The following is a 13,778-nucleotide window of genomic DNA, read 5'->3' on the forward strand; positions in this document are numbered from 1 at the left end:
AAACAGGAAGATTGACAGTTAAGCCATTCGCTTTCCCGCGCGAAAGGCGAATTTCAACAAGTTTGAAAATTTCCGCGACGCCGATTGAGCTCGGGGCTTGTTACCGCCATGGGGTACCGACCGGGACGCGGAACAGGAATGCGCGGTCGCCATGACAAGACGGCGCATGACGGGAACCAATGCATGGCTGGCTTCCGGCCAGCCCTTGGGGAGACGAAGAAGGGCTGGCGGAGGGAGTGGGGGGGCTAACCCACCCGGGAGAGGCTCGCTGCCCCAACCGGGTCCGGCCGTCCCCGGAGACTGCGCGATCCCCAGACCAGTGGCGGGCTACTCGTCGCCTGCGCTGCGTCCGTTGCTGCAGAGGTCCACGGTGTTTTTTGTGGGCACGGTTTTGCTGCGGTGACCATCGGCCATGCTGCGGAGGGTCGGGCCAGGCTTGTGATCGCCTAGGATTTCGTCCCGGCAGGCGGCCGTGCACCCTTTGCAGCCGGAAAATACGCGGGTCCGCACCAGACTGATCCGGATTGACGGAACGGTTGCTTCGATCAGGCGTTATTGTTGCCAGGCGGTCTTCGCCCGCAGGTGCAAGGCTGCCTGGTATCTCGACAGGCGGGCAGGATGCCGAACGAAGATAGGAGCAGCGCGATGAGAATTCCCATGAAGGTGTCACTGGCCGCAACTGCCGTCGCCCTTGCCGGGACGACGGCTCCGGCCTTTGCCGACAACTATTACTACGAGCCGGCACCCGGAGGGGTCTATGTCGATCAGATGCCGACCGGGAGCGTGTACATGGAGCCGGCGCCGATGGTTGGCGGCTATGGTTACGTCTATCGGCCGCCGGCGCTGACTTTAGGCGACGAACGCGAACGCTACACCAACGAGTACGGAGGGACCGGACAAGGCGACTACTACCAGGGCATCACGCATCCGGCACCGGTTCCTTGAAGACGGGTTGCTTGAGCGCGGAGGCCCTTGGGCTTTAGATCGGTCGGCTTCAGGACGCAGTCGTCGTTCAGCGCCAGCCGAGGGCCGGTGCGACATGGCGCAGGATCGCCTCGATGACATGGGTGTTGTAGTCGACGCCCAGTTGGTTCGGAACGGTCAGGAGCAGCGTGTCGGCCTCGGCAATCGCCTCGTCCTTGGCCAGTTGTTCGACAAGCACATCCGGCTCGGCGGCATAGCTGCGTCCGAAGATCGCCCGCGTCTTGTCGTCGATGAAACCGATCTTGTCCTCGTGCTGATTGGCGCGGCCGAAATAGGTGTGGTCGCGCTCGTCCACCAGCGCGAAGATGCTGCGGCTGACTGACACGCGCGGGGAACGGGTGTGACCGGCCGCCTTCCATGCCTCGCGATAGGCGCGGATCTGATCGGCCTGCTGGACATGGAAGGGAAGTCCGCTTTCATCGTCCTTGAGCGTGGAGCTCTGCAGGTTCATTCCGAGCTTCGCCGCCCAGACGGCCGTCGCGTTCGAACCGGCACCCCACCAGATGCGCTCGCGCAGCCCGTCGGAGTGCGGCTCGATGCGCAGCAGGCCGGGAGGGTTGGGGAACATCGGCCGCGGGTTGGGTTCGGCAAAGCCCTCGCCGCGCAGGACGTCGAGCAACACTTCGGCATGGCGCCTGGCCATGTCGCTATCGCTTTCGCCTTCGGATGGCCGGTAGCCGAAGTGACGCCAACCGTCGATCACCTGTTCGGGAGAGCCGCGGCTGATGCCCAGTTGCAGGCGCCCGCCGGCGATGATGTCGGCAGCACCGGCATCCTCGGCCATATAGTGCGGGTTTTCGTAGCGCATGTCGATGACGGCCGTGCCGATCTCGATCCGGCTGGTTTTTGCACCGACGGCCGCCAGGAGCGGGAAGGGCGACGCCAGCTGACGGGCGAAGTGGTGGATACGGAAATAGGCGCCGTCCGCGCCCAGTTCCTCGGCAGCGACCGCAAGGTCGATCGACTGCAGCAGGGCGTCAGCCGCCGAGCGCGTCTGCGACTGGGGCGAGGGCGTCCAATGCCCGAAGGAAAGAAAGCCGATCTTCTTCATGGTCGCTGCCCGTGTGTCCGATGAACCGGCTCGCTTCATGGCACGATTCCGGTTCGGGATACAGGTCCGCTCCACCATCCCGGGCCGCCGGAATCGGTCGCGAAGCAACCTTACCGTAGGGTCGGTGAACTTGACTGCCATTGCCTGAAAAACAGGCGCCAGTGCCAGCGAGAGTTGGGGCGGCGGAGGTGTTTCGCGCGAAGGTACATATCGCAAATATTTTTTTCTCCGGCCAGGGAACTGGGGTCGCGCCGGAGAGTTGCAGGAGCAGCGATCTCTGTTTGGTGGGGCGCTCATGGAGATCGCGTTTCCGCACTAGGAGAGACGACGATGAAGCATCAAACGATCGAACAGTTGCAAGCGCTCGCCGAAATCCGTCCCGATCCCGTCATGACGAGAACGGAACGGCTCCAACGCTGGGCCGAGCTGCTGGAAAGCAATCCCGGGCGCCGCCTGGGGACGCTGTCCGGCACCGAACACACGACTGCTGCCCTTCGGCAGAGCATGCAGGTCAACGGCTCGCCCATGACCGTCGCCTTCGAGGATCCGCACCTGCGTCTCGCGGGGCTCGCCGACGACAGCTATGGCGAGGCGAAACGGTTCTTCGAACTGTCGGACCACCAACTGCACGATATCGTCTGCGACTGCAATTTCGGCAGCTCCGTCAAGGCGGCCTATGCGGCTCGTCGGGTACGCGCTGCCATTGGCCTGTGGCCGCGCATCAAGGCACTCTTTACCTGAGCCAAGGCGGCCAAGCGACAGGGAAGCCAGGGCGTTGGCCGGAGGCTTCCCTCACGTTCCATGTTGTCTCTAACCGCGGCGCGTCCCCGTGAACGCCGCGGAGAGGCTCGACGATGCCAGCGTCCCGGTGCCGACCCACCGGAGCGGATAAACGCTCGCGGATGTAGCTTCGGTTGCGCGTCGCCGTTGCCGGTGCTGAGCAACGCCTTCCATCATCGTCGCGAAGATTGTCATCCCACCGAGAACAAGCTGCGCGCGCCAGTTGCTGGGCGCGCGCGCCGGCGCTACGGCGTCGTGTGTCTTGTCAGCCGCGCGCCGCGGACGACGATCGGTCGATCGCGCCCGCGATTGAATGTGACAGAATGCTACCATAAGCTGTCGTCGACCAAGGACGGAGGTCGATCATGCGCTTTATCGATGATGACGTCGTCAATCTGCGCCGCGCCGATGGCAGCCAGGGGCAGTATTACTGGGGCGACCGCTGCAACGTGCTTTCCACAGACGGTAGCCGCATGCTTGTCGAAATTCACGGCGCGCGCGGCAAGATCGACGAGGGCTTCATCAAGACCGAGACCAGGCTTCGCGACACGGGACTGCTGCGGCTGTCGATGGTGGACGTGCAGCAAGGCGACGGGCTCATCCTGGAAACGCCCGCCGGCAAGGTGGTCTTCATCGACGGCGGCGACAACCAGCTGTTCGCGCGCCACGCCAATGCGCGTTTTCCCAACACCAGTGAGGCCGATCCGCTGGTGGTCGACCTGATCCTGATTACCCATGGTGACGCCGACCACTTTGAAGGTCTGGTGGAACTGCGGAAGTCGGAGACCGACAGCCGCGAGAACAAGCGGATCTTCATCGCGCCGAAGCGCGTCTATCACAACGGCATCGTCAAGCGGCCGGTGGAAGACAGCAACCAGCAACGGCGCAAGGAGGTCGAACTGCTTGGCGAAACTGCGGCGGAGGGCGAGGGGGTCTTCATCGTCGGCCTGGTGGACGACCAGGCGGCCGTGCCGCGCGCGGAACGAAACCGGCCCTTCAACAAATGGGTGGATACGCTTGCCGCCTGGGAGGGACGGGTGCAAGCGGTGACGGGCAGCAGCATCGAGCGCCGACGGCTCGATCATCTCTCGGCCGGAGCCTTCGATTTTCTCGCCGACGAGGCGATCGGCGTCGACATCCTCGGGCCGATCGTCGAGACCGTTGGCGGCAAGCCGGCGCTGCGCTTCCTGCGCGCGCCGCCCGACGATGCCAACCTGATGCTCGGCACGGTGGCGGCGAGCGGCCAGGGCGCATTTTCGGCGTCGCACACGATCAACGGGCACTCGATCAATTTCCGCCTGCGCTTCGGCAATGTGCGTTTCATGTTCACCGGCGACATGAACCAGGAATCAAGCCAGCGGCTGCGCGAGGCCATGCCCTCGGCGGCCCTTCGCTCGGAAATCCTCAAGGCACCGCATCACGGCTCGGCCGATTTCGACATGGAGTTCCTGAAGGAAATCGGTGCCGTCGTTTCGCTGATATCGTCTGGAGACGAGAGCGAGGCCAAGGAATATATCCACCCGCGCGCGACGCTGATGGCGGCGCTCGGCAGGGCGGCGCGCACGACGCCGGCTATCATTTTCTGCACCGAGCTTGCCGCCTTCTTCAAGACCTTGGGTTATGTCACCGACCCCGACGATCCCAACAGGAGGGTCTTTGCTTTCGAGCGCACCAATTTCGGCATTTCGCACGTGCGCACCGATGGTGAGCGTGTTCTCGCCTTCACCCATTCCGGCAAGAGGTTCATGAACGAGGCCTACCGCTTCACGGTCTCGCCGACCGGCGACGTGGTTTTTGACAAGAGCGTGATCAAACGGTCGGCGCCGGCAGCGACATGAGCCGGATGAGCATTGGGCTCGCCTGACGGCGGGCGCCACTTTGCCGCTATGGTATGATGCATCCGATACGCCGCTTCGATGGAGGCATCCATGGGTGTGACCTTTCCGAATGAAAGCCCCGATTATCGTCACGCGCGCGACGGGTTGCTTAAGCGCGAGGCGGCGCTTCGGCGCGAAATGGAGGCGGTTGCCGCGGAGATCCGTGCCCTCCCACAGGGCGGGCGCGTACCCGAGGACTATGTGTTTGACCATATCGATGCCAGGGGCGAGCCCGCGAAGGTGCGACTGTCCGAGTTGTTTCGGCCAGGCACGGACACGTTGATCCTCTATCATTACATGTTTCCGCGTCATTGCGGCGACGACCGCCCGGGTCCGAGGTCAGGCCCGGCGGCAGTGCTTGCGCTCAAGGACGGGCCGTGCCCCTCCTGCACCGCCTTGCTCGACAATTGGGAAGGAGCCGTGCCGCATGTGGAGGGGCTGGGCGTGAACATTGCCGCTGTTGCCAAGGCGCCGATCGAGCATGTTGCCGCCTTCGCCGCGCATCGCGGCTGGCGCCACTTGAAGCTGCTTTCGGCTGCCAACAACAGCTTCAAGCGCGATTATCGCGGTGAAGCCGAGGATGGTCAGCAGGTCCCGATCCTGACCGTCTTCCACAAGGGGGCCGACGGCGTGATCAGATTGAGCTGGGCCTCCGAACTCCTGTTTGAGCCGTCGGATTCAGGACAGGATCCGCGCCATGTCGGAACGGTCGAACCGATGTGGACCCTGCTGGACCTCACGCCGGGCGGGCGACCGGACACTTATGAGCAGCTCGATTCCGAATGTTATCGGAAGCAGGGAAGCGAAACACCGACCTAGCCCGAAGGAGTATAACGCCGCCTCGACCTTTGCAACATCATCGCCAGACGCCGGTGCCGCGGCTCGCCGGGGGTGGAGGGATGCAGTCGCGCGAGGAGGAGTTTCATGACATTGCCAGCAAAAATCCGCGCGTTGAGCGCAACATCGATCCTGGCGATCCTGGTGTGCGCCACCGGGTCGGCCTGGGCGGCACCCGATCTGATCGTGCTCAACGGGGATGTGCGCACGGTCGATGGGAGCAAGCCCAAGGTACAGGCTTTCGCCGTGGAGGGCGGCAAGTTCACTGCGGTCGGCAGCAACGACGAAATCAAGGCTCTGGCCGACGGCAAGACCAAGGTGATCGATGCCGGTGGCAAGACGGTGACGCCGGGCTTCATCGACGGCCATACGCATCTGACATCCGGCATGGACATGGTGACCGGTGTCGACCTCTCCTACATCCCGGACAAGAAGACCTGGCTCGAAAAGATCAAGGAAGTCGATGCCCGGCTGCCGAAGGGCGCGTGGCTGATGGGTGGCGGCTGGGACTATACGCTCGGTGAAGGCAAGCTGCCGACCAAGGAGGATCTCGATGCGGTGGTGCCGGACCGCGTCGTCATCCTGCGCGACATCGATTTCCATTCCTACTGGGTCAATTCCAAGGCGCTCGAAGTGGGGGGCGTGACCGCGACGTCGAAGGTCGAGGAGGGCGGCGAGGTCGTGCTCAACGACAAGGGCGAGCCGAGCGGCATTCTGCTCGAGAGCGCCGGCAATCTGGTTGAGAAACATCGGCCGGTTGTGCCCGATGCCGAGCGGCGCGAGGCCCTGCTGCAGACGATGAAGTTCGCCAATAGCCTCGGCATCACCGGCGTGAACGACATGTCCGATCTTGCCGCGGTGCACGACTATGCCGCGATCCTTGCCGAGAAGAAGTTGCCGCTGCGCGTCTGGTACGGCTTCTTCGAAGGTGACCCGAAGAAGATCGCCGGCGCCGTCAAGGACCGCGAAGAGGTCGACAAGGTTGCAGCGGATTCCGGTGAACAGGAGAAGAAGGGACCGCTGCTGAAGCTCGGATACACCAAGTCGGTGATCGACGGCGTGCTTTCGACCCGCACCGCCTACATGCATGAGGACTATTCCGACCAGCACGGCTGGAAAGGCAAACCCTTCGAGACCATGGAGCAACTGGCGGCCGCCATCAAGGCTTCCAACGAGAACGGCTTCCCGACGGCGGTGCACGCGATCGGCGACGGCGGCGTCAGCCTCGTGCTCGACGCCTTTGCGGAAGCCTCCGTGCCGGGGCCGCAGCCCAACCGCATCGAGCATATCGAGGTGGTCGAGACCAAGGACATCCAGCGCTTCAAGGAGCTTGGTGTCGCCGCCTCGATGCAGCCGAACCATGCGACCGGCACGATCGGCAAATACATCACCGAACGCATCGGTACCGATCGCGAGCCGCGGGCCTATGTCTGGCATTCCATGCTCGATGCCGGCGTGCCATTGGTGTTCGGCTCGGATTGGCCGACATCGCCGCTGAGCCCGCTCACCCAGATCAACGATGCCGTCTTCCGCGAGAGCCCCTTTGGCCTCGGCGACGGTCCGTGGCATCCGGAGCAGGCGGTCAGCTTCGATCAGGCGTTGCACGGCCTCACTCAGGCGGGCGCCGACATGACGCCTTGGGGCGACCAGATCGGCTCGATCAGCGTCGGCAAATGGGCTGATTTCGTCGTCATCGATGGCACGCTGCCCGAGCCGCTCGATCGCTCTATCCGTGAGCGCAAGGTCGAGGCGACTTATCTTGCCGGGAGCGAAGTCTACCGCAGGCACTGACAACCAGCTGCAGGAACAGTCTGTTGCATCGACCGGCGCCCCCGTGGCGCCGGTCGATTTCGTTTTTCTGCTCGACGGCCGGCTGCAATCGATGCCGCTTTCTCGACGTTCAGTCCAAAACAAGGTGTTCTGAAAACGAGTTTTTGAGGCTGTTCGGGGTCCGATGCGATTTTTTTCGAATCTCTCGTAGGGTGTCGCGCTTTTATAGATGATTGATATTGTTTAATAAATTTGACACGCCGACGCTTCGTGCGGTGAAAAATCAAAAATCAGGACTCACAAATATAATTGCTATTGCGTGATCTGAGATCACACTATACGCTCCTGAAAAATGTCGAAGGCAAGGGTGTGGCGCGTCATTCAGCGGCGCTAGGCGCTCGACTTCGTCGGGAGGAAAGATGCAAAACACAACGATTTCCGCACATTGCGCGGTCGACATCCGCGCCGTGCGCAAGGCTTACGGGGTCGGCGAGAGTGCCTTTGTCGCGCTCGATGAGGCAACCGTCTCGGTTCGGCAAAACGAGTTCTTTACGCTGCTCGGTCCTTCCGGCTGTGGCAAGACGACGTTGCTGCGCATGATCGCCGGCTTCGATTACCCGACAAGCGGAGAAATTCTTCTCAACGGTGCGGATATCACCAGCCTGCCGCCGTTCAAGCGACCGGTGAACACCGTCTTCCAGAACTATGCGCTCTTCCCGCATATGACGGTTGCCGAGAACGTTGCCTTCGGCCTGGAGGCGCTCGGCAAGTCCCGCGCCGAGGTCAAGGCGCGGGTGGCGGAGATGCTCAGGCTCGTGCAACTGGAGCATCTGGCCGGTCGCCGCACAAGCCAGATGTCCGGCGGCCAGCAGCAGCGCGTCGCGCTGGCAAGAGCGTTGGCGCCACAGCCGAAGGTGCTGCTGCTCGACGAGCCCTTGTCGGCGCTCGACTACAAGCTGCGCAAAGAGATGCAGTCGGAGCTGAAGCGGCTGCAGTACGAAACCGGCATCACCTTCATCTTCGTCACCCACGACCAGGAAGAGGCGTTGACGATGTCCGATCGCGTCGCGGTGATGTCGGCCGGCCGCATCCTGCAGATCGGCACGCCGCGCGAGATCTACAACCGGCCAGCGGACCGCTTCGTGGCGAGCTTCATTGGCGAGACGAACTTCCTGACGGGCATGCTGCAGGATCACGCCAATGGCAAGGCAAAGGTTGCGTTGAAGTCCGGTCGATCGATCGTCGTCAATGTTGCGCCCGGAACGCCGGCATCAGGCGAGGTCACTTTCATCGTACGTCCGGAGCATGCTCGGCTGGTCGACGGACCCGGCGACGTCAGGGCATCGGTCGATAAGGTCGTCTATTTCGGCACCGACACGCATATCCATCTTCGCCTGGATAGCGGCGAAGCCTTCATGGTCAGGCAGCAGAATGGTTCGATTGCCGGCTGCAGCGTCGAGGCGGGGCAGGCGGTAGCAGTCGCGATCACCGACGGCGCGGCGCAGGTCGTGAAGGCGTGAGCACCATGACCAGCGTCAACGACCTCACGACCGAAATCGAAGCCGCCGATGCGCGCCGGCGCTGGCTGCTCGCCTCGCCTGCGCTGCTGACGATCTTCGTCGCGGCCATCGGCCCGCTGTTCATCGTTCTTGCCTATTCGTTCCTGGCGCCGGGCGACTATGGTGACGTCAAGTGGCAGTTCTCGCTCGATGCCTGGATGAGCGTCTTTTTCGAGCGCGATATTTTCGACGACACGCTTTCGCTTGCAACGGCCCATATCGACATCTTCTGGCGCTCGGTGAAGCTCGCCTTGATCACGACCGCCCTGACGCTGTTCTTCGGTTTCCCGACCGCCTATTTCATGGCGACGCGCAGCGAGCGGAGCCGGGATCTCTGGCAGTTCCTGATCACCATTCCGTTCTGGACCAACCTGCTCATCCGCACGCTCGCGATCCTGCAGATCATCCGCAACGAAGGCATCCTCAATACGGTTTTGATCAAGCTCGGCGTGATCAACGAGCCCATTCAGATCCTCTTCACCGACACGGCGATCCTGATCGGCATGGTCTACGTCTATCTGCCGCTGATGGTGCTGCCGATCTATGCGAGCCTCGAACGGCTCGACTTCCGTCTGGTCGAGGCCGGATACGATCTCTACGCGACGCGCTGGCGGGTGCTGCGCAAGATCATCCTGCCGCTCGCCAAGCCGGGCGTGATCGCCGGCTCGATCCTCGTCTTCATTCCCGCCATCGGCGCCTTCGTCTCGCCGAGTGTTCTCGGCGGCGGCAAGAACATGATGTTTTCGAACCTGATCGAACTGCAGTTCGGCCAAGGGCGGAACTGGCCGCTCGGCTCGGCACTCTCGATCACCGTGATGATCATCGTCATGGCGGCGCTGCTGATCTATGTGCGCAACAATGCCTCGAAGGACGAACGCCATGCGTAAGGGTTTTTCCGTCCGCTATCAGCCCGGCTTTACCGCAATCGCCGTCGCCTGTTTTGCGCTCCTCTACCTGCCGGTCATCACTTTGGTGGTCTACGCTTTCAACAGTGCGCCGTCCGTTGCGGCCTGGGGCGGACTTTCGCTCCACTGGTTTCAGGTTGCGCTGACCAACAGCGACGTCATCGACGCGTCGATCCGCTCCTTCCAGATCGCGACTGTTGCGGCCTGCCTTGCCACGGTCTTTGCCACCATGGCGGCGCTGGCAACAACGCGGACGCGGCGCTATCGCGGGCTGGGCTTCATCTATGCTTTCATCAACCAGCCGCTGATGGTTCCCGAGATCGTCACCGCGGTCGCCTTGTTGATCATCGTCGCGCAGGTGAAGGCATTTGCCGGCTACTCGGGCCTTGGCTATCTGATCGTCGCGCACACGGCGTTCTGCATTCCCTTCGCCTATCTGCCGATCCGCGCCCGGCTCGAAAACATGGACCTGTGCCTGGAGCGGGCAGCGGCCGACCTCTATGCCAAGCCGTTCTACACCTTCCGCCGCGTGACGCTGCCCCTGCTCTGGCCCGGCATACTCGGCGCCTTCATGCTCGCCTTCGTGCTGTCGCTCGACGACGTCGTCATCACCGAGTTTGTGAAGTCCGGCGGCCAGGACACGCTGCCCACCTACATGCTCGGCCAGATCCGCCGCGGCATCACGCCGGAGATGAACGCGATTTCGACGGCCTTCCTGCTGCTGTCGATCGTCATCGTCACGCTGTTTTTCATCGTCAGCCGAAAACGCACCTGATCTTAATGGGAGGAACCAAATGAACCGTGCCAACCGCCTGAGCCTTCTGCTTGCCGCACTCCTTGCCTCGACCGGCATCGCGCATGCCGAGGGCGAACTCAACATCTACAACTGGGGCAACTATACGAGCCCCGAGATGGTCAAGAAGTTCGAGCAGACATTCGACGTCAAGGTCACTCTCACCGACTACGATTCCAGCGACACCGCCCTTGCGAAAGCAAGGCAGGGCGGCTCCGGCTACGATGTGGTCGTGGTCAACCAGGTCTATGTGCCGATCTGGGTGAAGGAAGGTCTCCTGATGGAGCTCGATGCGAGCGGCATGGAGAACTTCAGGAATGTCGCGCCGGAATGGGTCAGCGCCGACTTCGATCCCGGTCGCAAATATACGATCCCCTGGGCCGTCGGCACGACCGGCGTGGTTGTCAACAGTGACACCTACAAGGGGGATGCCGATAGCTGGAGCATCGTCTTCAACCCGCCGGAAGAACTGAAGGGCAAGGTCAATGTCGTTCCCGAGCTCAACGACGTGATGGCCGCCGCCATCCAGTATGTCGGTGGCGAACAATGCACGGCCGACAAGGCGGTGCTGAAGAAGGTCCGCGATCTCCTGGTGAATGCCAAGGCCGACTGGATCGCCATGGAATACAACACCATCGAGAAGATGGCGGCCGGAGACTTCAAGGCGACGCTTGCCTGGAACGGCGCGGGCTTTCGCGCCCGGATGAAGAACCAGGCGATCCGCTTCCATTACCCCAAGGAAGGCTACGGGGTCTGGAGCGACAACGCGGCGGTGCTGAAGGACGCGAAGAACGCCGAGAACGCCAGGCTCTTCATCAATTTCGTCATGGATCCGGAAAACGCGGCGATGAATTCGGCCTTCCACGGCTATGCCAACGGCATCGCCGGGTCGGAAAAATTCATGCCCGACGCCATGAAGAATGCGCCTGAAATCGTGATCCCGGCCGAAAGCCGCGAAGGCGGGCAGTTGCAGCGGCTCTGCTCAGCCGAAGCCCAGGACCTCTATACGCGGATCTGGACCGACCTTCGCAAGTAGGCGTTCGCCTATGCCTCTGATCTCAGTGCTGGCGGCTCTGCCGCCAGCACTTCTCGCCAGCGCCGACACCGTTGCTTCCCGCCCGACATTCGTCTGGTGGCGGCATCGTGCGCTGTGTCGATCCGTTCAAGAAAGGACATATGCATGACCGGCAAGACTGCGTTCAGCGAAAGATACGGCTTTGGCCGCGACCAGGTAACGCTTGCCAACTGGCGCACGGCCCCCTTCAGCCGCTGGGCGTTCCAGAACGTTGGTGAGTTGGTGCCGAGCGCGCCGGTCATGGGCGCCACTGTAGGCGCAGTGGAAGAGGCCCGTGATCTGTCTGGGCTGCTTTCGGAACGGGTTGCCCTGCCAAGTGGGCAAACGCGGATCGGCGACTTTCTTGAGCGCTCCTATGCCGACGCGCTGGCGGTCATGAAGGGTGGAACGTTCATCGGCGACTGGGTGGCGCCGACCATGCAGTTCGGCGAAAAGCACATTGCCTTTTCCATCAGCAAGTCGATGGTCGCGATCATTGCCGGCATCCTGCAGGATGAGGGGCTGCTCCACCCGGACGCACCGGTTATCGACTATCTTCCGGAAACTGCGGGATCTGCCTATGCGGATGCGACCGTCCGGCACGTGCTGGACATGACCGTCAGCCTTGATATCGAGGAAGCCTATCTTGATCCGGACAGTGCTTTCGGCCGCTACCGGCGCGCGATGCTCTGGAATCCCGGCGGCGGTGGCGAAGGGCTGTTCGAATTCCTCTGCACGCTGAAACGCCTGCCGACGCCGCATGGCGAGGTTTTCCGCTACCGGTCTCCGAATACCGACCTGCTCGGCATTCTGCTCGAGCGTGTATCCGGCAGAAGGATCGCCGACTTGATGCGGGAGAGGCTGTGGGCGCCGTTGGGTACCACTGGCGAGATCGCCATTACCGTCGATCGAGAGGGCACCAGCCGTGCCTCGGCCGGCATATCGCTGACGCCCCGCGACCTGGCACGGGTCGGCGAGATGATGCGCAACGGCGGCATCGCAAACGGCCGACGCATCGTCTCGCAAGGTTGGGTCTCCGACACGCTCAACAATGGCAGCCACGAGGCCTGGCAACGTAGCGATTTCGCGCCGCTGTTCCCCAAGGGGCGCTATCGCAACAAATGGTACCAGACCGGCGAGGGCAGTTTCTGCGGCATCGGCATTCATGGCCAATGGCTTTTCGTCGATCCGGAAAATGAGGTGGTGGTTGTCAGAATGTCGTGCCAGCCGGAACCCCTGATGGAGGCGCTCGACTACGATAACCTCGCCTTCATGAAGGCGTTGGCGAAGATGGTCTGAGCGGCCGCAAGCGATCCGGAAGGTCTTGCGCTGGTGTCGCGAAATCTCCTACCAAAGCGAACTCTCTCTTTTTCGGCTGCGCTCCCGGCGCAGCCTTAGGTTTCGGGCATGGCGACGAAGAAGACGGCAAAAATCACCAGCATCGAAACACCGGTTCCGATGTATGAACAGGTCTATCAGCAGATCGTGCAGGCGCTGATGGCCGGGCATTTCGAACCCGGCCAGAAGCTGACCTACCGCAAGGTCGCCGAACAGTTCGGGACGAGCCCCATGCCGGTGCGCACCGCCTTCCAGCGGTTGCAGGCGTTGAAGGGGTTGGAGCTTTTGCCGAACGGCAGCGTCGAGGTGCCGCTCCTGACCGTCAAATCCTTCGTCAGCCTGACGGAAGCGCGCATCGCCATCGAAGGCACCGCAACGGAGCTTGCCGCCACCCGTCTCAACGGCAACAACCTGCGCACGGTGCGCCATCACTGCAACCAGCGCACCGCAGCGGCGAAGGCCGGCGACATCGACCGTTATCTGCAGGCGAACTTCGACTTCAAGTTCTCGATCTACCGCCATTGCGGCAACGAACACCTGATCTACATCATCGAGATGCTCTGGCTGCAGGCAGGGCCGTTCCTGCGCAAACTGGTCGAGGGAACGCCGTTTACCGCGACCGAAGTCCTCGATGTCGATTTTCACGACAGGATCGTCGCAGCGCTCGAGGCGAAGGACCCGCAGCGTGCACGCGAAGCGGTCGCCCACGATATCCGCGATGCGGCGGACTACATGCTCAAATACGCAAAGTTCCTGTCGGAGGACGACGCGTCGCCCGCCGCTTAAGCTCGTCCTAGCCAAAAGGCGTGTGGACCTAGCTTAGTGCATGA

12 protein-coding genes are annotated in these 13,778 nt (G+C 62.4%); 11 read left to right on the forward strand and 1 reads right to left on the reverse strand.

Translation table 11 applies throughout. The features are described 5' to 3' along the window. Window positions 1–645 precede the first annotated feature (645 nt). Window positions 646–945 (forward strand): hypothetical protein, encoded by a 300-nt coding sequence (locus MKZ91_RS10520; protein WP_336170750.1) that lies wholly within the window; start codon window positions 646–648, stop codon window positions 943–945. 67 nt (window positions 946–1,012) lie between these two features. Here the strand turns inward: MKZ91_RS10520 and MKZ91_RS10525 are convergent, their stop codons facing one another. Then, the gene (locus MKZ91_RS10525; RefSeq protein WP_336170752.1) at window positions 1,013–2,035 is read right to left on the reverse strand and encodes an LLM class flavin-dependent oxidoreductase; all 1,023 of its coding nucleotides are present in this window, start codon (window positions 2,033–2,035) and stop codon (window positions 1,013–1,015) included. Window positions 2,036–2,365: 330 nt separating this feature from the next. Here MKZ91_RS10525 and MKZ91_RS10530 point away from each other — a divergent pair, with 330 nt between their 5' ends. The 10 genes from MKZ91_RS10530 to MKZ91_RS10575 all read left to right on the forward strand — a co-directional run bounded on the left by MKZ91_RS10530 (window position 2,366) and on the right by MKZ91_RS10575 (window position 13,734). Further along, window positions 2,366–2,776 (forward strand): hypothetical protein, encoded by a 411-nt coding sequence (locus MKZ91_RS10530; RefSeq protein WP_336170754.1) that lies wholly within the window; start codon window positions 2,366–2,368, stop codon window positions 2,774–2,776. A 404-nt stretch (window positions 2,777–3,180) separates the two neighbouring features. Continuing rightward, window positions 3,181–4,653 (forward strand): ComEC/Rec2 family competence protein, encoded by a 1,473-nt coding sequence (locus MKZ91_RS10535; RefSeq protein WP_336170757.1) that lies wholly within the window; start codon window positions 3,181–3,183, stop codon window positions 4,651–4,653. Window positions 4,654–4,743: 90 nt separating this feature from the next. Then, window positions 4,744–5,511 carry a DUF899 family protein gene (locus MKZ91_RS10540; protein ID WP_336170759.1) on the forward strand — a complete coding sequence of 256 codons (768 nt, stop codon included), beginning with the start codon at window positions 4,744–4,746 and terminating at the stop codon, window positions 5,509–5,511. 105 nt (window positions 5,512–5,616) lie between these two features. Then, a complete protein-coding gene (locus tag MKZ91_RS10545) occupies window positions 5,617–7,320 on the forward strand; it encodes an amidohydrolase (protein WP_336170761.1) in 1,704 nt (567 codons plus the stop codon). Window positions 7,321–7,718: 398 nt separating this feature from the next. Then, window positions 7,719–8,819, forward strand: a complete 1,101-nt coding sequence (locus MKZ91_RS10550) for an ABC transporter ATP-binding protein (RefSeq protein WP_336170762.1) — start codon at window positions 7,719–7,721, stop codon at window positions 8,817–8,819. 5 nt (window positions 8,820–8,824) lie between these two features. Beyond that, complete coding sequence (locus tag MKZ91_RS10555) at window positions 8,825–9,745, forward strand: ABC transporter permease (protein ID WP_336170764.1); 921 nt, start codon at window positions 8,825–8,827, stop codon at window positions 9,743–9,745. Beyond that, entirely contained in the window at window positions 9,738–10,538 is an 801-nt protein-coding gene (locus MKZ91_RS10560) for an ABC transporter permease (protein WP_336170766.1), read from the forward strand. Before MKZ91_RS10555 ends, MKZ91_RS10560 begins: the two co-directional genes overlap by 8 nt. Before the next feature lie 19 nt (window positions 10,539–10,557). Further along, window positions 10,558–11,592 carry an extracellular solute-binding protein gene (locus MKZ91_RS10565; protein ID WP_336170767.1) on the forward strand — a complete coding sequence of 345 codons (1,035 nt, stop codon included), beginning with the start codon at window positions 10,558–10,560 and terminating at the stop codon, window positions 11,590–11,592. A gap of 144 nt (window positions 11,593–11,736) precedes the next feature. Continuing rightward, window positions 11,737–12,909, forward strand: a complete 1,173-nt coding sequence (locus tag MKZ91_RS10570) for a serine hydrolase domain-containing protein (RefSeq protein ID WP_336170768.1) — start codon at window positions 11,737–11,739, stop codon at window positions 12,907–12,909. A 108-nt stretch (window positions 12,910–13,017) separates the two neighbouring features. Further along, on the forward strand, window positions 13,018–13,734 hold the full coding sequence (locus MKZ91_RS10575) for a GntR family transcriptional regulator (RefSeq protein WP_336170770.1): 717 nt from the start codon (window positions 13,018–13,020) through the stop codon (window positions 13,732–13,734). The last annotated feature ends 44 nt before the right edge of the window (window positions 13,735–13,778 follow it).

It is taken from the genome of Ensifer sp. MJa1 (genome assembly GCF_037026475.1).
Lineage (GTDB): Bacteria > Pseudomonadota > Alphaproteobacteria > Rhizobiales > Rhizobiaceae > Ensifer.

Bases quoted from the DNA above. Each gene is read 5' to 3' on its own strand.
- MKZ91_RS10520 (WP_336170750.1), top strand. From the start codon at position 646: ATGAGAATTCCCATGAAGGTGTCACTGGCCGCAACTGCCGTCGCCCTT.
- MKZ91_RS10525 (WP_336170752.1), bottom strand. From the start codon at position 2,035: ATGAAGAAGATCGGCTTTCTTTCCTTCGGGCATTGGACGCCCTCGCCC.
- MKZ91_RS10530 (WP_336170754.1), top strand. From the start codon at position 2,366: ATGAAGCATCAAACGATCGAACAGTTGCAAGCGCTCGCCGAAATCCGT.
- MKZ91_RS10535 (WP_336170757.1), top strand. From the start codon at position 3,181: ATGCGCTTTATCGATGATGACGTCGTCAATCTGCGCCGCGCCGATGGC.
- MKZ91_RS10540 (WP_336170759.1), top strand. From the start codon at position 4,744: ATGGGTGTGACCTTTCCGAATGAAAGCCCCGATTATCGTCACGCGCGC.
- MKZ91_RS10545 (WP_336170761.1), top strand. From the start codon at position 5,617: ATGACATTGCCAGCAAAAATCCGCGCGTTGAGCGCAACATCGATCCTG.
- MKZ91_RS10550 (WP_336170762.1), top strand. From the start codon at position 7,719: ATGCAAAACACAACGATTTCCGCACATTGCGCGGTCGACATCCGCGCC.
- MKZ91_RS10555 (WP_336170764.1), top strand. From the start codon at position 8,825: ATGACCAGCGTCAACGACCTCACGACCGAAATCGAAGCCGCCGATGCG.
- MKZ91_RS10560 (WP_336170766.1), top strand. From the start codon at position 9,738: ATGCGTAAGGGTTTTTCCGTCCGCTATCAGCCCGGCTTTACCGCAATC.
- MKZ91_RS10565 (WP_336170767.1), top strand. From the start codon at position 10,558: ATGAACCGTGCCAACCGCCTGAGCCTTCTGCTTGCCGCACTCCTTGCC.
- MKZ91_RS10570 (WP_336170768.1), top strand. From the start codon at position 11,737: ATGACCGGCAAGACTGCGTTCAGCGAAAGATACGGCTTTGGCCGCGAC.
- MKZ91_RS10575 (WP_336170770.1), top strand. From the start codon at position 13,018: ATGGCGACGAAGAAGACGGCAAAAATCACCAGCATCGAAACACCGGTT.